The organism is Tenacibaculum sp. L6, assembly GCF_028823685.1.
Classification (GTDB): domain Bacteria; phylum Bacteroidota; class Bacteroidia; order Flavobacteriales; family Flavobacteriaceae; genus Polaribacter.
In genome coordinates this window covers 22,997-46,345 of sequence record NZ_JAPEHZ010000009.1, presented here as the reverse complement: position 1 = coordinate 46,345, position 23,349 = coordinate 22,997, and the positions used below count along the sequence as shown (strand labels likewise).

Sequence of the window (23,349 nt, the reverse complement as noted above, 5' to 3'; positions counted from 1 at the left end):
TTTGAGATATAAAAAAACACCTCAAAATTGAGGTGTTTTTGATACTTTATAGGTTATAATTGTTATTTTTTAACTATATAAAAATAAGATCTTCTATTTTTTTGATGCTCTTTTGTAGAGCAGCTTGTTGTATCATCACAATTATTTAATAGTTTTTCTTCCCCATAACCTACTGCTTTTTCTATTCTTTCTGAAGAAATCCCTCTAGAAACAATGTAAGCTTTTGTTGATTTTGCTCTTTTATCAGATAGCTTTTTATTGTATTCTTTCGATCCTCTACTATCTGTGTGTGATTCTATTCTAATTATCATTTCTGGGTGATTTTTCATTACCGAAACAATATGTTCTAACTCATATTCTGCATCTTTTCTTATTGTATGTTTATCAAAATCAAAATAAATAGGACTAATCACAATTTGATCTTCTATAATCAATGGTTTTAACGATAAATTTACTGTAACAAGCTGTTTATTTACATCAAGAGTTTGTAATTGTTTTGGGTAAGCTTTATAATCTTCTTTTTCTGCTATAACTGTAAATTTTTTCTCACAATCAACTTCAACAAACCTATAGTCTCCATTTTTTCCCGTTACTTGTTGTGCTTGAACCTTACCATTAGAATCAATTAATTTAACTGTTGCTCCTAATATTGGTTTATTGCTTTTTTCTTCTGATACTACACCTGTTATATCTTCTTTACAGTTATATAAAATAAAGCTATAAATGTCATCGTCTCCTTTTCCTCCTTTTCTATTAGAAGAGAAGAAACCTTTGTTCTTTTCATCGTCTATCACAAAAGCAAAATCGTCATACGATCCATTTATTGGAGCACCTAAATTATTTGGTTTTTGATAAGTACCTGAATTATTTTTTGATTCAAAAATATCAAGGGCACCTAAACCTAGATGTCCGTCTGAAGCAAAATACAAGGTATTGTTTTTAGCTATGAAAGGGAACATTTCTCTTCCTTCTGTATTTATTTCTTTTCCTAAATTTACTGGTGTTCCGTAAGTGTTATTTTCTAAAAGTGCTACCTTGTATATATCTGTTCCTCCAAAACCATTTGGCATATCTGAAATAAAATATAATGTTTTCTCATCTGAGCTTAAAGCTGGATGCCCTACAGAATAATTATCATTATTAAATGGAAGTTCCTTTATATTTCTCCACTCTCCATTTTCAAACTCTGCTTTATATATTTTAAGATATGCTATTTGATTATCTCCTCCTTCTAATTTCTTTCCATTGAAATTTGTTCTGGTAAAGTACATTGTTTTACCATCTGAAGTAATTACAGCATTGGATTCGTGATATTGTGAACTTAATGATGAAATTATTTCTTCTTTTTCTAAATCTATTAATTGTTTTTCTTCATTATAAACTTCATTTGCTTTGTAGATATTTAAATGCGGTTGGTTGTTCCATTTATATAGTTTGTCATTTTCTCTAACAGGTTTTGTAGAGGCAAAATAAAGTTTATTATCATAGGTAAACCCACCAAAATCAGAATACTGAGTATTGACTGAGAGATTGGTTATATTTACAAATGTTTTCTTTTTTCCATTACTATATTTGTTAAAATAACCTTCATTTTTCTCTAAAGCTTGCCCTCTTGAGTCATTCTCTTTAATTTCACTAAACTTTAAAAGCCATTTATCAGATTCTTTAATTTTTCCATTACTTTTTAAAGATTGTGCATATCTAAAAAAATATTCTGGCTCTGTAATACTCTCATAGTTTTCCATTAAAACTTTATACCATTTCTCTGCTTCTAAAAACTCTGAGTTATAATAATGAGAGTCTCCTAAACGACTAACAATTTCGTACGAATTATTTCCTTTATCATAAATTTTCTCATATAGTTCTGCTGCCTTTTTATAAGCAAAAACTTCAAAATATTTGTCGGCTGTGTATTTTCTTTGCCCTAAGCAAATGCCACTAAGAAAAATAAATATTACTACTAACTGTTTCCCCATGTCTCTTATCTTTTGTAGTTAAATAACACTAAAATAATTATCTTTTTTTATTCTAGCTTATTCCTCGCTCTTTTTTTATCTGTTCATAAGCTGCTTGAATTTTTTGAAACTTTTCGTTCGCTCCATTTTTATGCTCTTCTCCTAAGTTTTGCAGTTTATCTGGATGGTGCTTTTTAGCCATTTTTCGATACGCTTTTTTCACCTCATCATTAGTAGCTTCTTTTGTTATTTCTAGCATTTTATAAGCGCTATCAGACTCATCATAAAACATTGCTTTTATAGATGAATAATCGTATTCATTAATGTATAAATAACTTGCTATTTTTCTAATTTCTTGCTCCTCATTACTCGTTACTTGTCCATCAGCTTGCGCTATTCCGAATAAAAAATGAACTAACTGTAATCGCGTAGCATGCGACATGTACTGACGAATTTGTAAACAAACTTGACGTGTAGAAATTTGCTTTTTAATAATTCCGTTAAACAATTTAAATGCATGATTTGCTCTTTCTTTACCGTACATTTTCACAAAATACGTACGAACATAATCTAATTCGCGTTGATCTATTCTCCCATCTGCTTTTATAACTACCGATGCTAAGATTAATAAGCTAATTTCAAAATCTCCTGAAGTAGCTCTTCCTCTTGTTCCCTCATGTTGTCTTTTTTGATATTCTTGTTGTTCTTCTTTAAAATCTTCTACTGAAATTCCATCAATAAAACTCCCCACAACAAATCCTACAATAGCTCCAATAGGACCTCCTAACGTAAAGCCTGCTCCAGCCCCAAGCCATTTTGCAAATTTTCCCATTTATAAAATTTAAAAGTGCAAAGATAAAATTTTAAGCAACTACAACCATAGCTATTTGAAGTTGATTGTTGCCATGAAAAACAGTATCTTTGCTTTAAATTTAATTCAAAAATATGTATCCAGAAGAATTAGTAAAACCAATGCGTGACCAATTAATCAACGCTGGTTTTGAAGCTTTATATACTGCTGAAGATGTTGACAATGCTTTAGCAAAAGAAGGAACTACGTTAGTAATGGTAAACTCAGTTTGTGGATGTGCTGCAGGTACTGCAAGACCAGGAGCTATTGCTTCTTTAGGAGCAGATAAAACTCCTACACATTTAACAACTGTTTTTGCAGGGGTAGAAAAAGAATCTACTGCGAAGGCAAGAGAATATATGATTCCTTTCCCTCCATCATCACCTGCAATCGCCTTATTTAAAGACGGAAATTTAGTACACATGTTAGAGCGTCATCATATCGAAGGACGTTCTGCTGAAGCAATTGCTCAAAACTTAGCAGCTGCTTACGACGAGTTTTGTTAATTTTTAGAAGCAAGACTTTTAGGCTAAAGAACAAAGACAAAAAAATCCAGCAAATTGCTGGATTTTTTATTTTAAGATTCCTTACGAAAAGTTCGGAATGACTCTTGATCTTTTTGATAAAACTGTCTTAATTCTTTTATCTAACAGCGAAGCGGTCTCTGTTCGCTTCTACACTTTTTTAATCACATTGGTGACAATTCCCCAAATGATAAAATTATTTTCTTCAGTGATTTTTATAATAGGATAATCTGGATTTTCAGGTTTCAACCAAACTTCTCCTCCTTCAACTCGCAAGCGTTTTACCGTAAACTCTCCATCTAAAAAACAAACCGCTATCTTATTATTGGTTGGCGGAATACTTCTATCAATCACCAGCAAATCATTATCATCCAAACCAGCACCAATCATCGATTGACCACTTACTCGTGCAAAAAAAGTTGCCTCTTTATTTCTAATAAGCTCCTCATCTAACGAAATACGAGTTTCTCTAAAATCATCTGCAGGAGAAGGAAATCCAGCAGAAATACCTATATCCATAAAGATAGCACCTTCGCTTTCATTTAATTCTTTCGGTAAAAAAAATGTCAATGCTTCTGATGCTTGTACTTGTTTTAATTTTCGTAACATCTTATTGTTTGTTGTTTAACTAAACTTACTTTACCTTGATAATATCGTTAATATTAGTTGTGTACTTGGGTGATAATCGTTCTTGACGCATCTTCCAAGTACGCCGTAAATCTTGATTGGCTAATTTAATCTTATCTGCTTTATAAGTCTGATTAATTTTATCAATCGCACTCATTAAAGAAGCGTGCTTCGGATTTTCACTTGCAAACATATCTAATTGATAATTATCTGAAGGCACCAATCCTGTTACAATAACTCCTGCTCTTTTGTAGTGTATTCCTTCTTTAAAAATAGTTGTTACTGCTTGTACCGCGCTTTTACAAATTGTTAGTGTTGAATTGGTCGGATACGGAAACACTACTGTTTTACTTACACGATGTTGCTCTGTGTCTTTTTTATGATAATCGCTACGCAATAATACAATTACCATATGACAACTAGAATTTTGCTTTCGTAATTTTTCTGCACAACTTGCTGCAAACGTAGAAATTCTTTCTTTAATATTATCTAAATCTGAAAATGTATATTCAAAACTTCGGGTTGTTGCTATTGCTTTTTTGTTGGCAGGTTCATCTAATTCAATTTTCGAATCTCCTTCTAAGTCTTTTTTTAACTTCCAGCCTGTAATGGATAAATTTTTCAGCACCCAATCATCATTTAACTGTGTAAAATCATACGCTTTTACACATCCTTTAGCTTGTAGTCTTTTTTGTATACCTCTTCCAATTCCCCAAACACTTTCAATAGGAGTCCATTTTAACGCTTTGATTCTTTTTTCTTCGGAATCTATCACATAGACTCCTCCTGTTTCTTTCGGAAACTTACGTGCTATTTTATTTGCTACTTTACTTAATGCTTTTGTAGGTGCAATTCCTACACAAGTTGGAATACCTGTCCATTGTAAAATTCTACTTCTTATTTCAGTTCCATAAGAATTCAAATTATACTCATCAAAACCTTTGAATTGTAAAAAAGCTTCATCAATAGAATACACCTCTACATCGGGCGAAAATTGTTCTAAAATTTTCATCACCCGCGCACTCATATCACCATACAACGGATAATTTGACGACAGCACTGAAATTTGATTGTCTTTACAAAACTGATCCCACTTAAAAATTGGAGCTCCAAATGGAAGCTGTAATTTTTTTGCTTCATCACTCATTGAAATAACACACCCATCATTATTACTTAAAATAGCCACGGGTTTTCCTTGCAAATTCGGATTAAAAACCCGTTCGCAAGAAGCATAAAAGTTATTACAATCTACCAACGCATACATAATTGTAAAGGTACAGAATCTTCTGTTTTTACTCCTCTACAAACTCTAAAATATCTGCGGGTTGGCAATCTAATGCTTTACAAATAGCTTCTAGTGTTGAAAAACGAATAGCTTTAGCTTTTCCTGATTTTAAGATGGATAGGTTTGCTGTGGTAATTCCTACAATCTCTGCCAATTCTTTACTTTTCATCTTGCGTTTGGCAAGCATTACATCTAAGTTTACAATGATTGGCATACCTTATATTGTTAAGTCGTTTTCTTGTTTTAATTCTTTTGAAACTCTAAATATCTCTGAAAGCACTAAAAAGAAAAGTCCAAAACAGATACTTAAATAATGAGCTCCAATTCCAAAATCAAAATTTATAGTTGATGTTGTTGTTAGCTTTAAACCAACTCTAGCAACAATCATCAAAACACCTGAAATAAGTAATAAATTTCCTGCTCCTTTTAAATTCGTAATTACTTTTTCTGAAAACATCTTAGTTCTAACAAATTCTGTTAACACTACTCTAAACTTATAAACTGCATTATAAACTAGTACATACACCAACAAAAAAATTGCTACAAATACTTTTGAAGTTATGCTTGTACCTACATTAAAGTCTAACCCCATAATTTTAAAATTGCCTTGTTCTGTTACAAAAAATATAAGAGGAATACCTATAGCAAGAAAAGGAACCATGAGACTATATACAATAAAAATAAAGTCTATTAAGCTTTTTAAAATTTTTAATTTTCTCATAATTAGTTTATATGGTTAGGTCGTTTTCTTCTTTTAGCTCTCTCCCTCTTTTAAACACTTCCTTTAAAATATAAAAGAAGATAATGGCTAATGGATAGTATATTATAAAATCTAATGTTACTCTTTCTTTTGTTACAAAATGCGGTATATCTGTTTCATTAAAAACCATTGATATTGGTTCTAACGTAAATCCTTTTAAAGCAAAATCTATTATAAAAAGTGCTATTATTAATAATATAATTTTGTTTAATATTTTAATATTAGAGCAAAAAAACAAATCATAACTTTTTGTATTCTTTAAAAAAAGATTTAAAAAATATAGTATAAAAAAGTACCCTAAAAACTTTACAACTTTTGTCCATATGATATAAAATTTAGAATAGTCATTTAATAAATTATAATGTATAAACTTTTCTGTAGCCTCCCATTGCTCATAAGTTTCTGGTACTTTTTCAATACCATGGTTAAAAACCAATCTTCTACTTTCATCAATAATTAGTGAGTTATATTTTTCAGGAGATACCATAGAGTCAAAGTATATAAACACTAATCCTACACATAGAATTATTTGTATTAACATTATAAACTTCAAGAAAAGTGATCCATTTTTTAAAATCTTTTTTGTCTCCATAACATTTTATATTTTTTATTTCTTGCACAAATATATTAAAATTATTGAAAAACAATAATTTTTTATTTTTATATGATAATTAAACTTTTGCTATTTTTGTTACATGGCAAAAAAATTGAAAATTGACGGAATAGATAAAATCATTATCAAACGATTGGTAAATGATGCAAGAACTCCTATTTTAAGTATTGCTCGCGAAGTAGGTATATCAGGCGCTGCCATTCATCAACGGTTGCGTAAATTAGACGAATCTGATTTGATTGAAGGCTATAAAATGGTATTAAACCCTAAAGCCTTAGGATATACTACCACTGCTTTTGTTGGAGTGTTTTTAGATTCTGCCAGTTTATACTCTTCAGCTATTAAACGTTTAAAAGAAATTCCTGAAATTGTAGAAAGTCATTACACCACAGGTAACTATGCTATTTTTATTAAAATACTGTGTAAGAACAATGAAGATTTAATGCACCTGTTAAATAAGGATATTCAAACCATAAAAGGGGTTTCAAGAACCGAAACTTTTATATCTTTAGACCAACAAATAGATCGACAAATAAAAATTTAAAACCCCGAATGAACGATTTTATATTCTACTTTAAAATGGGCTTGTTTCATGTACTTGATTTTAAAGCCTATGACCACATTTTATTTTTAATCGTATTAGCTGTTGTATATCAATTTAAACAGTGGACAAAAGTTTTATGGTTAATCACTTTATTTACCATTGGACACTCGATAACGCTAGCACTTTCTGCCTACGGAATTTTAAATGTACGAGCAGATTTAATCGAATTTTTAATTCCGTTAACTATTTTTATTACAGGGTTAATGAATGTATTAACTGCCAAAAAAGCATCGGTAGGAAAAGAAAATCAGAATTTATTTTTTGCACTTTTCTTCGGATTAATTCACGGACTTGGTTTTTCCAACTATTTTAAAATTATGATTGGTAAAACTTCTGATAAATTTTTACCTTTAGTTGAGTTTGCTTTAGGTGTAGAAGTAGCACAAATTATCATTGTTTTAGGTATTTTATTAATCGGTGCGTTAGTACAATCAATCTTTAGTGTAAATCGTCGTGATTGGATTTTAATCATGTCGTCTATCGTTATCGGGTTCGCTTTACAAATGATGTTCGACCGTGTTTTTTGGTAAAAAATTAACGCCTAACTAATTCAAATCTAATTACCTTAGCTTAACTAAGAAAAAATCACACGAAACATTTTGAAGAAAAAACAATTAAAATATGACATTGCCTATTTAAAAATGGCGAATGAATGGGGACAACTTTCACACTGTATTCGTAAAAAAGTAGGTGCTTTAATTGTAAAAGATAGAATGATTATTTCTGACGGTTATAACGGAACTCCTTCTGGGTTCGAAAACTTTTGTGAAGATGAAGAAGGTTACACTAAATGGTACGTATTACACGCCGAAGCCAATGCTATTTTAAAAGTAGCATCTTCAACACAATCCTGTAAAGGTGCTACCTTGTACATAACTTTATCACCTTGTCAACAATGTAGTAAATTAATACATCAAGCAGGGATAAAACGTGTAGTATATTCACAAGCATACAAAGACCGATCAGGATTAGATTTTTTAGAAAAAGCAGGTGTTGAATTGACATATTTACCAAATGAACAAGAATAATTTACCTATATATTTCTCTATCGCAGTAGTTTTCGGTATTCTTATTGGAACTTTTTTTAGCGGTGGAAACTCAAGCAATTTTATTAGTAAAAGTACTTCTAGTGAACGTAAAATAAAACGTTTGATTGATTATATTCAAAGTGATTATGTTGACAACGTTAACACTGATGAATTATTAGATGGTGCTATTGCTGAAATGCTAGGTAAATTAGATCCGCACTCTGTATATATTCCGAAGGAAAACTTACAATTAGTTACCGAAAACATGCAGGGTAACTTTGTAGGTATTGGTGTTCAGTTTCGTATGATTGGTGATACGATTACCGTTATAGAACCTATTAAAGGTGGACCAAGTATTGAAGCTGGAATTAAAGCTGGAGATAGAATTTTACTCGCAGACAAAGACACTCTTTATGGAAAAAACCTACAAACTTCCCAAATAATGAAAGCCTTAAAAGGGAAGCCAGACACTAAAGTTGATTTACAGGTTTATAGAAAAACCAATGACAGTGTTTTTGATATTACCATTAATCGTGGTAAAGTAAATATTAAAAGTGTTGACGTTGCTTACATGCTAAACGACAGTATTGGTTATATAAAATTAGATCGTTTTGCTCGTAACACTTATGTAGAATTTAAAACTTCTTTAAACAAATTACTTACGAAAGGAATGACTGATTTAGTTTTAGACCTTCGTGGTAACGGCGGTGGCTTTATAGATATTGCCAACGATATTGTTGATGAATTTTTAGAAGATAAAAAACTTATTGTATTTACTAAAAACAATAAAGGAGATGTTGTTGAATCTTTCGCTACTGATAAAGGCGATTTTGAACATGGTGGATTGTATGTTCTAATTGACGAAAACTCTGCTTCTGCTTCTGAAATTGTAGCAGGTGCATTACAAGATAATGACAAGGGAATTATCATCGGACGTCGTTCTTTTGGTAAAGGGTTAGTACAACAAGAAATGGATTTAGGTGATGGTTCTGCAGTGCGATTAACTACTGCACGTTACTATACTCCTACTGGTCGATCTATCCAAAAACCTTACAAAGCAGAAGCTGACTCTGAAGAATACAGTCACGATTTTGAGCATCGTATAGAAAATGGTGAATTGTTCAATAAAGACAGTATTAAAACAGTAGATAGTTTAAAATACACAACCCCTAAAGGAAAAATAGTGTATGGTGGTGGTGGAATTATCCCAGATCATTTTGTTGCGGTAGACACCTCTTCTTACATTCCTACAATTTTCTTCCGTCCTTTAAACGATTTTGCTTTTTCATACGTTGATGATAATCGTAAAAAATTAGCTACTATAACAGTAGAAGATTTTATTAAGAACTTTGATAAAGACCATAGCGTTTCTAATAAGTTTCTAGAAGAAATTAAAGATTTCAGACTTTCTGAAAGAACAAAAAATCAACTTCGCAGCAATTTGAGAGTATTAATTGCTCGTGAATTGTTTAGTGATGAAGGTTTATACAAAGTAGATCAGCAAGATGATAAAATGCTGCAAAAAGTGTTTGAGCTGGAAGCTAAGTAAAACTTACATTCCTTTTTTAGTTCTTTTTTCAGCGTACACCTCAGCAATCGTTGGGTTTTGAGGGCAGCTTTTTATTTGCTCAAACTCATCACCTGATTTCACAAAACCTGTTTGCAATATTTTAAAATAAACTCCCGGTAAGTCTTGCTGCCAAAATTGTTTTACAATTTTCATATCATTAAAACGTACCCCAAGTTTCATACAAGGTTGACGCGGCTTCGTTACTTCAATAACAACCTCTCCTACTTTAAAAGTATCGCCAACATGTAATTGACTTTCATCTAAATCAGAAACAGTTAGGTTTTCACCGAATATTCCGTATTCCCAACCTAAATTAGGGTACAATTCTTTCCAGTATGAATAATGATTTTCTGAGTAAGCGTAAACTGCTTGATCTATTCCTCCGTGATGTTCTCTGTCACAAATAGCATCGTCTTTTACTTTTTCAACATCTAAAAAAATAGGTTTATCAACAGGAAATTTGAAAATCCCTGTAGTAACGGTTTTTCCTTTCCAATCGATTTCTTTTCGCTCTCCTATATTTGTTGCTACAATTTTCATAGATTATTCTTTGATTAAAAAGTTCTGCAAAACATCCGCTATTTTTCGGTTGTCTGATAATTGTGGAATTTTATTCTGACCCCCAAACTTACCTATCGATTTCATATACTCATGAAAACCTCCCTTTTGTACTTTTCTAATAATTAACGGACGTAAAACTTTACCTGTAATTAAATCGAAGTAATACACATTTTGCTCTTGCATAGAAGCATCGATCTTAGCAGCTAACCCCTCTAAATCCTCTGGTTCATTTTCAAACTCTATAAACCATTCATGATATGGTAATCCACTTTCTGGATTTACCTGCGGAGCTACGGTAAATTCACTTATGTTAATATCAGTGCCTTTAATAGCATCATTCAACGCTTTTTCAACTTCTTTACCAATTACGTGTTCTCCAAAAGCGGAAATAAAATGCTTGATACGTCCTGTTACTTTAATTCTATAAGGCTTTAAAGAAGTGAACTCTACCGTATCACCAATATTATACCCCCATAAACCAGCAGACGTATTTAAAATGATTACATAGTTAACCCCTAACTGAACATCTTTTAACGAAATTCTTGTTGGGTTTTCATCAAAAAATTCATTTGCCGGGATGAACTCATAAAAAATCCCTGAATTCAACTGCAACAACATTCCTTTTTCAGTTTGAGAATCTTGATAAGCAATGAATCCTTCTGATGCAGGGTATAACTCTACATAATCTATTTTTTTACCAATTAACGCTTCAAACTTATTCTTGTACGGTTCAAAATTTACTCCTCCGTACACAAAGAAATTGAAGTTTGGGAAAATTTCGGAAACCGTTTTCCCCGTCTTTTCAATCAGTTTTTCAAAATACATTTGTACCCAAGACGGAATTCCGCTAATCACCGTCATATTTTCCGGTAGCGTTTCTTCAACTACTTTATCAACTTTCACATCCCAATCTTCAATACAATTGGTTTCCCAACTTGGTAAGCGATTCTTTAATAGATAATTTGGAACATAATGAGCCGCTATTCCGCTTAAACGCCCTAGCTTCACACCGTTTTTATCTTCTAAAACTGGACTTCCTTGTAAAAAAATCATCTTTCCATCAACAAAACTAGCATCGTTTGTTTCTGCTATGTAAAACAACAAAGCGTTACGTGCCGCAGAAATATGTGTTGGCATTGATTCTTTACTAATTGGAATATATTTTGCCCCAGAAGTGGTTCCTGAAGTTTTAGCAAAATACAACGGTTTTCCTTTCCATAAAACATCTTCCTCTCCTTCAACTACTCTATCTACATAAGAACGTAATCCTTCATAATCATTAACAGGAACACGTTTTTTAAAGTCTTCATAGTTATTGATTGATACAAAATCGTGGTCTTTACCAAAAGCTGTTTTACATCCTTCTGTAACTAAATACTGAAATACTTTTTCTTGTGTTTTATGTGGATCATTTGCCCATTTGTACACTTGCTTTCGTACAATTTTTGCAAATGGAATTGCTAATATTGATTTAATGCTCATTCTTTTTTAGATTGTTAGATTTTTAGATGATTGGATTATTAGACAACCTCTCTGTACTCTACTCTTTATTACTGAAAATCTATATAATTGGTAGGGTTTACTGGAAATCCATTATTCCATAACTCAAAATGTAAATGCGGTCCAGTAGTTAACTCTCCTGTTGATCCCACACTTGCAATAGCCTCACCTGATTTTACTACATCTCCTTGCTCTTTTAATAAAGTTCCGTTATGCTTATACACAGAAATAAACTCATTAGAGTGTTGAATCGTTATCACGTAGCCTGTTTCTGCCGTCCATTCTGCTAAAATTACTGTTCCGTCCGCGACAGCTTTTACTGGAGTGCCTGTTTGCGCCACAATATCAATTGCGTAATGCTTTTCATTCAAATCAAAAGGCTGAGAAATAGTACCCGTTAAAGGTGAAAAGAATACATTTTTTATTCTGTTCTCTCCCCCTTCATACAATGGAAAAAGATCTTTATTATCTATCTTCTCTCTAAAAAGTGAATCTTGCTTTGTTGCTTGCAGTTTAGTTTCATCAACTACAATTGTTTGCATTTCGGTTGTTATCGAATCTATTTTTTCAGGCTCTATTTCACCTGTTAACACGGGTTTTAATGCCTTGGTGTAACTTTCTATAATTGCTAACCTGTTTTTTAAAGAATCCGCTTCATAAGTTAACCTCGTAGCTTTCCTTTTTAATGCTGTTGAAGAGTAACCAGGAATATACTCTCGTATTCCAGTAAATGCAATTAATAGCGTTGTTAAAACTATAAGAAGTATTGAAAACACTCCACTAAAAACAAATACATTTAACCTCGATAACTTTAAAGAAAATCGTTCTTGAAATGTATCTTCATTTAAAATTACCAGTCTGTACTTATCTGTAAGCTTCTGTTTAAGCTTTCTTTTTTTCTTGTTTTTTGACACGTTTTATACTTGTTTGGGATTCAAATATACAACGAAAAAGTGGCGAAACTATTTTTTATAAAAGTTCATCTCGTCTATATACTTCCAAACTTTATATGGTAGTAAAGGTTTGCAGTTTTTTTCTTCTTTTATCGCTTTTCGTATCATGGTTGAAGAAACTTCTACTATTGGAGCATCAACTCTATGAATCTTCTCGTGATTCTTGAACTGATTTTCTACAATTCCTTCAGAAACTCTAGGGTACACATATATGTGATAATCTTCTAAAATAGCCTCATAATTTTTCCACTTATGCAAGCTTTTCAAATTATCCTCACCCATAATTAAACTAAATATATAATTGGGGTGTTTTTCAGAAATATGTGCTAATGTATTAATTGTATAATTTGGTTGAGGAAGCCTAAACTCTATATCTGACGGTTGGATTTTTTCATATTCTTCAGTAGCCAAATACACCATATCTAAACGATGATGATTATCTAACAACGAATTTTTCTTTTTAAATGGGTTGTGAGGTGTTACCACCATCCAAATTTCATCTAAGTCAGAATACTCAACCATGTGGTTGGCTATAATTAAATGCCCTATATGAATTGGATTAAAAGTTCCGAAGTATAATCCTATGTTTTTCATATTTAAAAATACTAGAACCTAGACCTAAATACTAAGTTATTCTTTAATTACTTTTTTTATTCCCAAAAAATCGTCTACTAAATCTTCTGCTTCTTGTAAAGCTACTGGTAATTCGTAGTTTTTAATGATTTTATCAAATTGCGGTGCTGTAGCCAATTCTACCGAAGCTTTTGCGATACGCATATTGATTTTATCTTCGCTTTCTGTACTTCTTTTCTTTAAACGAATTTTTAGTTCATCAACACTTGGTGGCTTTACAAAAACAGCTAAAGTTTCTTCTGGAAATTTCTTTTTAATACGTAATCCTCCAACAACATCAATATCAAAAATTACATGTTTCTTTTGAGCCCAAATACGTTCTACTTCGGTTTTTAATGTTCCATAAAAGTTGTCTCGATACACTTCTTCCCACTCTAAAAACTCGTCGTTTTTTATTTTTTGCTTGAACTCTTCTGCTGAAATAAAATAATAATCTTTTCCATCAACTTCTTCTCCTCTTGGAGCTCTTGAAGTCGCAGAAATTGAAAACTCTAAATTAAAACGTTCTTGAGCCAATAAGTGACGTACAATTGTAGTTTTACCTGAACCTGATGGTGCTGAAAACACAAATAATTTCCCTTTAAATTCTTCCGACATTTTTATAAAACGTTTAAAATTTGCTCTTTTATTTTTTCTAACTCGTCTTTCATTTGAATGACTAATTTTTGTATTGGTGCAAAATTAGCCTTAGACCCTGTAGTATTAATTTCTCTACCTATTTCTTGTACGATAAAACCTAATTTTTTACCATTAGAATCTGACGTTTCTAATTGTTGTAAAAAATACTCTAAATGGTTTGTCAAACGTACTTTTTCTTCGTTAATATCTAATTTTTCTAAATAGTATATTAACTCTTGTTCGAAACGATTTTCATCTACTTCAACTTTTAAATCAGTTAATGCTTTTTGCAAACGCTCTTTTACATGAGCTATTCTATCACCATCTAACTTTTTAACTTCTTCTAAAGCTATTCGAATATTGGTTATTCTCGTTTTGAAATCTTCTTCTAACGACTGTGCTTCATCTATTCTATATTGAATAATTTCTTTTAAAGCTTCATCAATATGAGCATCTATTTGATTCCACTCTTCTTCATCTAGCTCTTCACGTTCCGTTTTTAAAGCATCTGGCATTCTTACTGCCATTTTCATCAATTCAACATCATCAGAAGAACCTACTTGCGTTACATTTCTTAACTGTTGCATATACTCTCGTACCACACCAGTATTTACCGTAGTTGAAGTTTCATCCGCAGTCATTTCAACATAAATAGAAAAATCTACCTTACCTCGTACTAAACTACTTGCTAGTTTTTTACGAACATCTAGTTCTTTTTCTCTGTAGTAAGAAGGAATTCGAGTGTTTAAATCTAAATTTTTACTGTTTAACGATTTAACTTCAATCGTAACTTTTTTAGAAGGTAGATGTAGTACAGATTTACCGTACCCCGTCATAGATTGTATCATAACTTCGGTTTAATAATCCGCAAAGATACATTTATTTATTCGGAGTTTCAGTAGGACGTTTTGTTACTAGAAACACTCCAAAAAATATCAATAATGCAGCACCTATTTTAACCATATCTAAATGATCACTTCCTACTATTAATGCGTAAATTGCTGCCACTACTGGTTGTAAATACATAAAAACACTTACCGTTGTTGGTTTTAATTTAGACAGCGCAAATAAGTTGAACAAATAAGTTATACAAGTGGTAAACAATACCACAAACCCTGCTTTTAAATAAATATTTGTTGGCATTGTTTGCCATTGAACTTCCAACAGCTCAGAAATTCCGAAAGGGAACACTAATAACAATCCGAAGAGATACAACCACTTTACAAAAACAATCGGGTTGTATTTTTCAATAAGTTTTTTAACAATAACTAAGTACATTGCATACGATGCTGCATTGATAAATACTAAAAAATTTCCTAGCATCATATTAGAAGCATCTCCTTTCAACGGATTTCCGTAAGCAATTAAAATCACAGCTCCTATTAAACCAACAACAACTCCTGCTATTTTTCTAAGAATTAATTTCTCTTTAAGAAGTATACTTGCAAAAATTAACACTAAAATTGGTGTGGTTACCATCATTACCGATGCACTTATAGGCGTAGTATAACTTAGTCCTTTAAAAAAAGTAAGCATATTTAAAGCAATACCAAAAAAAGCCGCCATTGCTACATTTTTATAATCCGATTTTTCTATTGAAGGAGCTTTTACAAACAACCCTAACAACCAAAAAACCGTAGCAGCACCTCCAACACGAAGCAATATAAACCCAAACGGTTGTATATGTTCTTCCATTACTTCTTTAGCTACCGTAAAAGTTACTCCGTAAATAAGTGTTGCAATAGATGTTGCTGTTAATGCCAGCGCTCTTTGATTCATTTTTTAGTGAGTTTGAAAACAGTTGCAAAGATGACAATTAATTTCTTGTTTTCTGTTACTTTATTATCCTAAACACTTCTTTTAATAGCATATTATTCAACTAAAAAAGCACCGTATATACGGTGCTTTTTCCTTTGGTTGATTAACTTTTGATTAGTCCACTAAAGGTGGTATTCTTAATACTTGCCCTGGATAAATTTTATCTGGGTGTGTTAACATTGGCTTGTTTGCTTCAAAAATTACAGGATACTTCATTGCATCACCATAAAACTCTTTTGCTATTTTACTTAATGAATCTCCACTAACTACAGTGTGAAATTGTGCCATAGCAGCTTCTTCAATAACTTCAACTTCTTTAACAGTCATGTTATCTTCTACAGAAGCAATTCCTTCAGTATTTCCTACTACTAAAACTACTTTTTCTTTTGTTGCTAAATCAGCCGCTTCACCTGTAACTATAGCTTTGTCATCATCTACATTAACCGCTAGATTCTCAACAGAAAGCTCTAATTTATGTACAGCGTCTACTAATTTAGCAGCTTTTTCTGCCGCTTCTTCTTCAGTTGTTTTTCCTACACCAAAAACTTTAGCTCCGGCGTTTTTAATAAATGAAAAAATTCCCATTTTCTTTTTGATTTTTTTGTTAATATTCAATTTTCTGTTTGACCAAGATACAATTTTTATACCAGAATAAATACTTCGTAGCATTTTTAAGAAGCTATTTTTTAAAACTAAAAAAGCACACTGATTAAGTGTGCTTTATAAAAAATATATTTTCTTCTTTTATCCTTTGAAGGAATTCCAACCTTGCGCTTTTAATTCAATTTCTTGATTTGCACGAGTTACTAAATTTATTCCTTGATTTTCTTCAGTAATATGACCAATTACAGTTAAATTCGGATTTCCTTTTATTTTATCATAATCATCAATTGACACTGTAAACAACAATTCATAATCTTCTCCTCCACTTAAAGCAATCATTGTAGAATCCATATTAAACTCTTCAGAAGTTGCAATTACTTGTGGATCTAATGGTAATTTATCTTCATAAATCTTACATCCTGTTTTACTTTGCGTACAGATGTGCATAATTTCAGAAGACAATCCATCTGAAATATCTATCATAGAAGTTGGTTTTACCTCTAACTCTTTTAACAACTCAGGAATATCTTTACGTGCTTCTGGCTTTAATTGACGCTCTATGATATACGTATAATTATCTAAATCAGGTTGATTTTGAGGGTTCACCTGAAATACTTGTTTCTCTCTTTCTAAAACTTGCAACCCTAAATACGCTGCACCTAAATCTCCAGAAACCACGATTAGATCTGTTGGTTTTGCTCCATTTCTATATACAATATCCTCTTTTTTAGCAGTTCCAATAGCCGTAATAGAAATTAGTATTCCTTTTGTTGATGAAGTCGTATCACCTCCAATTAAATCAACCTTATAAGTATCACACGCTAACTGAATTCCGGCATACAACTCTTCAATAGCTTCTAACGGAAAACGATTAGACACCGCTATCGATACAGTAATTTGCTCTGCAGTTGCATTCATTGCATATACATCTGACAAATTCACCATCACCGCTTTGTATCCTAAATGTTTTAGCGGCATGTAACTTAAATCAAAATGCACACCTTCTACCAACAAGTCTGTAGTGATTACAGTTTCTTCATTTGAAGATTTAATAACCGCTGCATCATCTCCAACACCTTTTACTGTTGAAGAATGGTACATTTTAAAATGCTTTGTCAAATGGTTGATTAATCCGAACTCTCCAAGTTCAGCCAACGAAGTTCTTTCTTGATTTTTATCTTCTAACATGCTGCAAAGATAATGACAAGTACATAAACAACCTTACTTAACCTAAGTAATCATTCATTTTGATTTTCAACACCTAAAATCCTCTATAATATAAACGAGTAAAACGGCATTAAATACAAGAGGGTTTATTATTTTTGTCATGACTCAATGATTCTTGTACACATTATAAAAAACGTGTTTATTTTCATTGATTTTTAATAAAAAGCACATGAAATATTTTTTAACGCTAACTCTTAGCTTACTTCTTTTTTCTTGCAGTTCAGATAATGATGAACTAATAAAAGATGTATCGGTAAAACTAAAATTCACTCAAAATTGGGATGGTACTTTAATTGATAAATCTGACTTAAACAATACTGAATTTACGAACAAATTAGGAGCTAAACTTACAGTAAACAAGTTGCGTTATTTAATTTCAAATGTTTCTCTTATTAATGGAGCTAATGACACAACAAAGTTTGAGAGTTATAAATTAATAGACATTAATAATACAGATAGCCTAACCTACACATTGCCTCAAAAAATTTCTGAAGGTGCTTATAAATTATTTTTCACTTTTGGTTTTACTGGAAATGATAATATTAGCAATGCTTATAGCGACTTAACTACCGCTTCTTGGAATGTTCCTGACTCAATAGGTGGCGGATATCATTTTATGCAATTAGAAGGACAATATAAAGATACATTAGGAGTACAAAACCCTTATAATTTTTATACTGCAAGAGCTTACGATAAAGAAAAAGACTCTATTCTCGATACTTCTTTTTCAATCGAAACAGGCTCTATTTTATTAAAAAATAACGCTACTATAGAACTTAAAATGAATGTTGCTGGCTGGTTTAAGTCACCTAATGATTGGAATATTTATGAGAAAAATAATGAGTTAACTTCAGATTTTGAAGCTCAAAAACTAATATCTGAAAACGGAAAATCTGGTGTTTTTAGCTTAGGAGCTATTTCTCAGTAAGATATTATAAAACTGATTTAAAAACCGCCTGCTTTTTAGATAAGAATTTCATAAACAATCCTGATTTTCAGCAATAATATAACAACAACTTACTGCAGGATTTAAGGTATAGGCAAAATTTATTGTTTAATAACTATATTCATTTCAAAACATGACATAAATCATATTTTGTCATTATCTTTGCAATTCACTTAGATTTAATCTATTTAAACGATGATAAAAGTTTCAGACACAGCAAAAAAGAAAGTCATTGAATTAATGACAGATGATGGATTTGACACTACAACGGACTTTGTTCGCGTTGGAGTAAAAAGTGGTGGTTGCTCAGGATTATCTTACGACTTAACTTTTGACAAAACCCAACAAGAAAACGATAAAATTTTTGAAGACAATGAAGTGAAAATTGTTGTTGACAAAAAAAGCTTTTTATACTTAGTGGGTACAACTTTAGAATATTCTGGAGGTTTAAACGGTAAAGGCTTTGTGTTTAACAATCCTAATGCTAACAGAACTTGTGGTTGTGGAGAAAGTTTTTCTCTATAATTATTGAAAAACTAAAGGATTTAAAAATTGAAAGTTCAAAATGAAACGATTTGAAGATTTAGAAGTTTATCAAAAATCATTTGAATTTTCAATCGAAATATATAAAGTAACAAGTTCTAATACATTTAATAAAAACATTAAAGACCAAGTTCAAAGAGCTGCTCTTTCTATACCTCTAAATATAGCAGAAGGATTTGAATTACAATCTAACAAACAATTTGTTCGTTTTTTATACATAGCAAAAGGTTCATGTGGAGAAGTAAGGAGTTTATTACGAATTTGTGAAAGATTAAATATAATAGAACCAAAAAAGGTAGAAGAATTAATAATTGAAGTTGAAAGCATTTCAAAACAATTATCTAAATTCATAAATTATTTAAAAAAAGTGAGATTGATTAAATCTTTTAATTTTTCAATCTTTTAATGATTATGAGTAAATACACCGAGGACGATTTAAGAGAAGAGTTAAAAACCAAAGAATACGAGTACGGTTTTTATACTGATATTGAGAGTGAAAAGTTTCCTAATGGGATAAACGAGGATATCGTTCGTGCCATTTCTAAAAAGAAAAACGAACCAGAATGGATGACTGAATGGCGTTTAGAAGCTTTTAGAATTTGGGAACAAATGGAAGAACCAGAGTGGGCAAACGTTACCTATAAAAAACCAAGTTTTCAAGATATTTCTTACTACTCAGCTCCTAAACAAAAACCTAAATTAAATAGTTTAGACGAAGTAGACCCTGAGTTATTGGCTACTTTTGAAAAACTAGGAATTTCTTTAGAAGAGCAAAAAAGGTTAGCAAATGTAGCAGTTGATATTGTAATGGATTCTGTTTCGGTAGCTACTACTTTTAAAGAAACGTTGGCTGAGAAAGGAATTATTTTTATGCCAATTTCTGAAGCTATACAAGAGCACCCAGAATTAGTAAGAAAATACATCGGTTCTGTTGTTCCACCAACTGACAACTTTTATGCAGCATTAAACTCTGCTGTATTCTCTGATGGGTCTTTCTGTTATATTCCAAAAGGAGTTCGTTGTCCTATGGAACTATCTACGTACTTCCGTATTAACGAAGGAGGAACAGGGCAATTTGAGCGTACTTTAGTTGTTGCAGATGAAAGCAGCTATGTTTCTTACTTAGAAGGATGTACCGCACCACAACGTGATGAAAACCAATTACACGCAGCAGTAGTAGAGCTAATTGCTTTAGACGATGCCGAAATAAAATATTCAACCGTACAAAACTGGTTCCCTGGAGATTCAGAAGGAAAAGGTGGTGTTTTCAACTTTGTAACTAAAAGAGGATTATGCGAAACCAATGCTAAAATTTCTTGGACACAGGTTGAAACAGGTTCAGCAATTACTTGGAAATATCCAAGTTGTATTTTAAAAGGGAACAATTCTGTTGGAGAGTTTTACTCAATTGCAGTTACCAACAACCATCAGCAAGCAGATACAGGAACTAAGATGATTCACTTAGGAAAAAACACTAAGTCAACTATTATTTCTAAGGGAATTTCTGCTGGAAAATCACAAAACAGTTACCGTGGATTGGTACAAATCAATTCCAGAGCAGAAAATGCACGTAACTTCTCACAATGTGATTCTTTATTAATGGGTAATGAGTGTGGTGCACATACCTTCCCTTACATTGAAGCAAAAAATAAATCAGCTCAAATAGAACACGAAGCTACTACTAGTAAAATTGGAGAAGACCAATTATTCTACTGTAACCAACGTGGAATTGACACTGAAAAAGCCATTGCGTTAATTGTAAACGGATTTAGTAAAGAAGTACTAAATAAATTACCAATGGAGTTTGCTGTTGAGGCTCAAAAATTATTAGAAATTAGTTTAGAAGGAAGTGTTGGATAATTAATGAATACGTTAATTTGAAAACTTCAAAATAATAAAAAATGCTTTTTGATGAAAAAAGCGAAATAACATAGAAACATGTTAAAAATAGAAAACTTACACGCACAGGTAGAAGATAAAGATATTCTTAAAGGAATTAATTTAGAAGTAAAAGCAGGAGAGGTTCATGCAATTATGGGACCTAACGGTGCTGGTAAAAGTACCTTATCATCTGTAATTGCCGGTAATGAAACTTACGAAATGACTGCTGGTTCTATTGAATTAGAAGGTGTAGATATTAGCGAATTAGCTCCTGAAGAAAGAGCTCACGCTGGTGTATTCTTATCGTTCCAGTATCCTGTAGAAATTCCTGGGGTAACTGTTACGAACTTTATCAAAACTGCGATTAATGAATCTCGTAAAGCTCAAGGTTTAGAAGAAATGCCTGCTAAAGACATGCTAAAAAAGATTCGTGAAAAATCAGAATTGTTAGAAATCGATCGTAAGTTCTTATCTCGTTCCTTAAACGAAGGATTTTCTGGAGGTGAAAAAAAGCGTAATGAGATTTTTCAAATGGCAATGTTAGAGCCTAAACTAGCTATTTTAGATGAAACAGATTCTGGTTTAGATATCGATGCACTACGTATTGTTGCTAATGGAGTTAATAAATTAAAATCTAAAGACAACGCTGTAGTAGTTATTACACACTACCAACGTTTATTAGATTATATCGTTCCTGACTATGTACACGTTTTACACGATGGAAAAATCGTTAAAACAGGAGATGCTTCTCTTGCTTTAGAGCTTGAAGAAAAAGGATACGATTGGATTAAAGAAGAGGCTAATAGTTAGAAAGATTGAAAAGTAAAAAAGTGTAAAGTTGCCTACAATTACAAGCAACTTTTCAGCTTTACAAACTTTTATGCTTTATAAACTTTACAACTAAAAACAATGGAGTTGAGAGAAAAAATATTATCATCATACGTAGCTTTTGAAGACAGTGTAAACATCAATTCAGGTTTACATGAAATAAGAACAAAAGCTCTACAAAATTTTGAAAAGTTAGGGTTTCCTACTAAAAAGTTAGAAGCTTGGAAATACACTTCTTTAAATTCAATTTTAAAAGAAGACTACAGCATTTTTCCTGATAGAGATTCCTCTGTAGAATTAGCAGATGTAAAGAAATATTTTATTCATGAAATAGACAGCTACAAAATTGTTTTTGTAGACGGTAAGTACAGTTCTTTCTTATCAAGTACCACTCATGACGGAAAAGATGTTTGTTTATTATCAGCTGCTTTTTCAAAAGATAAATACAAACCTGTAATAGAAAAGTATTTTAATAAAATAGCGAAGCAAGATAATTTAACTTCTTTAAACACAGCTTTTGCTTCCGAAGGTGCTTTTATTCACATTCCTAAAAATGTTGAGGTTGAAAAACCTATTCAAATTATCAACTTTAACACAGGAAAAGAAAATGCAGCAATGTTACAACCTCGTAACTTGATTGTTGTTGAAAAAAACGCACATGTTCAAATTATAGAACGTCATCAAAACCTTAACAGTAATGCTGTTTTAACGAATTCTGTAACTGAAATTTTTACAGATACGCATTCAACAGTAGACTATTATAAGATTCAAAATGATAACGAAAATGCTTCTTTAATTGACAATACTTACATTGAGCAACAAAAAGAAAGCACTTGTTCTGTACACACCTTCTCTTTTGGTGGAAACATTACTCGTAACAACTTAAATTTCTATCAGAAAGGAGAGCATATCAACTCAATTTTGAAAGGAATTACCATTATTGAAGGAAAACAACACGTAGATCATCACACTTTAGTAAATCATATAGAGCCTAATTGTGAAAGTCACCAAGATTATAAAGGTATTTACGGGGATCGCTCAACCGGTGTATTCAACGGAAAAGTTATTGTTGAAAAGGAAGCTCAAAAAACCAATGCGTATCAACAAAACAACAATATTTTAATTAGTGATAAAGCTACAATAAATGCTAAGCCACAGTTAGAAATTTTTGCTGATGATGTAAAGTGTTCGCATGGTTGTACTATTGGGCAATTAGACGATCAAGCATTATTTTACATGCAACAAAGAGGTATTCCTAAGAAAGAAGCCAACGCTTTATTAATGTATGCTTTTGCCAACACTGTTTTAGGAAGTGTAAAAATACCTGAAGTTAAAAAAAGAATTACCCAATTAATCGCCAACAAATTAGGCGTTAATATCGGTTTTGAACTATAAGTTGTTTTTTCATATCTTTATGAAAAA

The 23,349-nt window shown here is 31.6% G+C and carries 27 protein-coding genes; 11 read left to right on the top strand and 16 right to left on the bottom strand.

Translation table 11 applies throughout. The annotated features are described in order from the left end of the window. Positions 1-62: 62 nt before the first annotated feature. Both OU788_RS03365 and OU788_RS03360 read right to left on the bottom strand, forming a co-directional pair. The gene (locus tag OU788_RS03365) at positions 63-1,976 is read right to left on the bottom strand and encodes an OmpA family protein (RefSeq protein ID WP_274633844.1); all 1,914 of its coding nucleotides are present in this window, start codon (positions 1,974-1,976) and stop codon (positions 63-65) included. A 52-nt stretch (positions 1,977-2,028) separates the two neighbouring features. After that, on the bottom strand, positions 2,029-2,787 hold the full coding sequence (locus OU788_RS03360; protein ID WP_274633843.1) for a TerB family tellurite resistance protein: 759 nt from the start codon (positions 2,785-2,787) through the stop codon (positions 2,029-2,031). 113 nt (positions 2,788-2,900) lie between these two features. Between OU788_RS03360 and OU788_RS03355 the strand changes: the two genes are divergently transcribed. Beyond that, positions 2,901-3,311, top strand: coding sequence for a BrxA/BrxB family bacilliredoxin (locus tag OU788_RS03355; protein WP_028892207.1), 411 nt, complete (start codon positions 2,901-2,903; stop codon positions 3,309-3,311). Between the two features lie 168 nt (positions 3,312-3,479). On the opposite strand, the gene OU788_RS03350 is transcribed toward OU788_RS03355, so the two are convergent. Genes OU788_RS03350 through OU788_RS03330 form a run of 5 tightly spaced genes read right to left on the bottom strand, consistent with a single transcriptional unit; the run spans position 3,480 to position 6,542 of the window. Then, positions 3,480-3,938: a LexA family protein gene (locus OU788_RS03350; protein ID WP_274633842.1), complete on the bottom strand. Its 459-nt coding sequence runs from the start codon at positions 3,936-3,938 to the stop codon at positions 3,480-3,482. A 25-nt stretch (positions 3,939-3,963) separates the two neighbouring features. Continuing rightward, positions 3,964-5,220, bottom strand: a complete 1,257-nt coding sequence (locus OU788_RS03345; RefSeq protein WP_274633841.1) for a Y-family DNA polymerase — start codon at positions 5,218-5,220, stop codon at positions 3,964-3,966. 28 nt (positions 5,221-5,248) lie between these two features. Beyond that, positions 5,249-5,455 (bottom strand): helix-turn-helix domain-containing protein, encoded by a 207-nt coding sequence (locus OU788_RS03340; protein ID WP_047789930.1) that lies wholly within the window; start codon positions 5,453-5,455, stop codon positions 5,249-5,251. Between the two features lie 3 nt (positions 5,456-5,458). Further along, on the bottom strand, positions 5,459-5,962 hold the full coding sequence (locus OU788_RS03335) for a DUF2975 domain-containing protein (RefSeq protein WP_274633840.1): 504 nt from the start codon (positions 5,960-5,962) through the stop codon (positions 5,459-5,461). A gap of 7 nt (positions 5,963-5,969) precedes the next feature. After that, complete coding sequence (locus tag OU788_RS03330; RefSeq protein ID WP_274633839.1) at positions 5,970-6,542, bottom strand: DUF2975 domain-containing protein; 573 nt, start codon at positions 6,540-6,542, stop codon at positions 5,970-5,972. Between the two features lie 154 nt (positions 6,543-6,696). On the opposite strand from OU788_RS03330, the gene OU788_RS03325 reads away from it, so the two are divergent. The 4 genes from OU788_RS03325 (at position 6,697) to OU788_RS03310 (ending at position 9,795) form a co-directional block, all read left to right on the top strand. Continuing rightward, a complete protein-coding gene (locus OU788_RS03325; protein WP_120186168.1) occupies positions 6,697-7,158 on the top strand; it encodes an Lrp/AsnC ligand binding domain-containing protein in 462 nt (153 codons plus the stop codon). A gap of 8 nt (positions 7,159-7,166) precedes the next feature. Then, complete coding sequence (locus tag OU788_RS03320) at positions 7,167-7,748, top strand: HupE/UreJ family protein (protein ID WP_028892203.1); 582 nt, start codon at positions 7,167-7,169, stop codon at positions 7,746-7,748. A gap of 66 nt (positions 7,749-7,814) precedes the next feature. Further along, on the top strand, positions 7,815-8,246 hold the full coding sequence (locus tag OU788_RS03315) for a deoxycytidylate deaminase (protein WP_120186167.1): 432 nt from the start codon (positions 7,815-7,817) through the stop codon (positions 8,244-8,246). Then, positions 8,233-9,795, top strand: coding sequence for a S41 family peptidase (locus tag OU788_RS03310; protein ID WP_274633838.1), 1,563 nt, complete (start codon positions 8,233-8,235; stop codon positions 9,793-9,795). The genes OU788_RS03315 and OU788_RS03310 overlap by 14 nt, the downstream gene beginning before the upstream one ends. Before the next feature lie 3 nt (positions 9,796-9,798). Here the strand turns inward: OU788_RS03310 and OU788_RS03305 are convergent, their stop codons facing one another. The 9 genes from OU788_RS03305 to thiL form a co-directional block, all read right to left on the bottom strand. Further along, positions 9,799-10,356 (bottom strand): MOSC domain-containing protein, encoded by a 558-nt coding sequence (locus OU788_RS03305; protein ID WP_274633837.1) that lies wholly within the window; start codon positions 10,354-10,356, stop codon positions 9,799-9,801. Between the two features lie 3 nt (positions 10,357-10,359). Beyond that, the gene (locus OU788_RS03300; protein WP_274633836.1) at positions 10,360-11,859 is read right to left on the bottom strand and encodes a GH3 auxin-responsive promoter family protein; all 1,500 of its coding nucleotides are present in this window, start codon (positions 11,857-11,859) and stop codon (positions 10,360-10,362) included. Positions 11,860-11,927: 68 nt separating this feature from the next. Beyond that, on the bottom strand, positions 11,928-12,791 hold the full coding sequence (locus tag OU788_RS03295) for a M23 family metallopeptidase (protein WP_274633835.1): 864 nt from the start codon (positions 12,789-12,791) through the stop codon (positions 11,928-11,930). Positions 12,792-12,839: 48 nt separating this feature from the next. Further along, the gene (nadD, locus tag OU788_RS03290) at positions 12,840-13,424 is read right to left on the bottom strand and encodes a nicotinate (nicotinamide) nucleotide adenylyltransferase (RefSeq protein ID WP_274633834.1); all 585 of its coding nucleotides are present in this window, start codon (positions 13,422-13,424) and stop codon (positions 12,840-12,842) included. A gap of 36 nt (positions 13,425-13,460) precedes the next feature. Next, a complete protein-coding gene (gene gmk / locus OU788_RS03285; RefSeq protein ID WP_274633833.1) occupies positions 13,461-14,060 on the bottom strand; it encodes a guanylate kinase in 600 nt (199 codons plus the stop codon). Positions 14,061-14,062: 2 nt separating this feature from the next. Continuing rightward, on the bottom strand, positions 14,063-14,929 hold the full coding sequence (locus OU788_RS03280) for a YicC/YloC family endoribonuclease (RefSeq protein WP_274633832.1): 867 nt from the start codon (positions 14,927-14,929) through the stop codon (positions 14,063-14,065). A gap of 31 nt (positions 14,930-14,960) precedes the next feature. Continuing rightward, a complete protein-coding gene (locus tag OU788_RS03275; RefSeq protein WP_274633831.1) occupies positions 14,961-15,860 on the bottom strand; it encodes a DMT family transporter in 900 nt (299 codons plus the stop codon). Between the two features lie 153 nt (positions 15,861-16,013). Next, positions 16,014-16,484, bottom strand: a complete 471-nt coding sequence (lysM, locus tag OU788_RS03270; protein ID WP_274633851.1) for a peptidoglycan-binding protein LysM — start codon at positions 16,482-16,484, stop codon at positions 16,014-16,016. Positions 16,485-16,643: 159 nt separating this feature from the next. Next, positions 16,644-17,690, bottom strand: a complete 1,047-nt coding sequence (thiL, locus tag OU788_RS03265; RefSeq protein ID WP_274633830.1) for a thiamine-phosphate kinase — start codon at positions 17,688-17,690, stop codon at positions 16,644-16,646. A 208-nt stretch (positions 17,691-17,898) separates the two neighbouring features. Between thiL and OU788_RS03260 the strand changes: the two genes are divergently transcribed. The 6 genes from OU788_RS03260 (at position 17,899) to sufD (ending at position 23,322) form a co-directional block, all read left to right on the top strand. Beyond that, positions 17,899-18,657, top strand: a complete 759-nt coding sequence (locus OU788_RS03260; protein WP_274633829.1) for an MbnP family protein — start codon at positions 17,899-17,901, stop codon at positions 18,655-18,657. 213 nt (positions 18,658-18,870) lie between these two features. Continuing rightward, positions 18,871-19,200, top strand: coding sequence for a HesB/IscA family protein (locus tag OU788_RS03255; protein WP_274633828.1), 330 nt, complete (start codon positions 18,871-18,873; stop codon positions 19,198-19,200). 40 nt (positions 19,201-19,240) lie between these two features. After that, positions 19,241-19,624 carry a four helix bundle protein gene (locus OU788_RS03250; protein WP_274633827.1) on the top strand — a complete coding sequence of 128 codons (384 nt, stop codon included), beginning with the start codon at positions 19,241-19,243 and terminating at the stop codon, positions 19,622-19,624. Positions 19,625-19,629: 5 nt separating this feature from the next. Then, positions 19,630-21,078: a Fe-S cluster assembly protein SufB gene (gene sufB, locus OU788_RS03245; RefSeq protein ID WP_274633826.1), complete on the top strand. Its 1,449-nt coding sequence runs from the start codon at positions 19,630-19,632 to the stop codon at positions 21,076-21,078. A gap of 78 nt (positions 21,079-21,156) precedes the next feature. Continuing rightward, positions 21,157-21,909, top strand: coding sequence for a Fe-S cluster assembly ATPase SufC (gene sufC, locus OU788_RS03240; protein ID WP_274633825.1), 753 nt, complete (start codon positions 21,157-21,159; stop codon positions 21,907-21,909). Positions 21,910-22,008: 99 nt separating this feature from the next. After that, positions 22,009-23,322, top strand: a complete 1,314-nt coding sequence (gene sufD / locus OU788_RS03235; protein ID WP_274633824.1) for a Fe-S cluster assembly protein SufD — start codon at positions 22,009-22,011, stop codon at positions 23,320-23,322. Positions 23,323-23,349 lie beyond the last annotated feature (27 nt).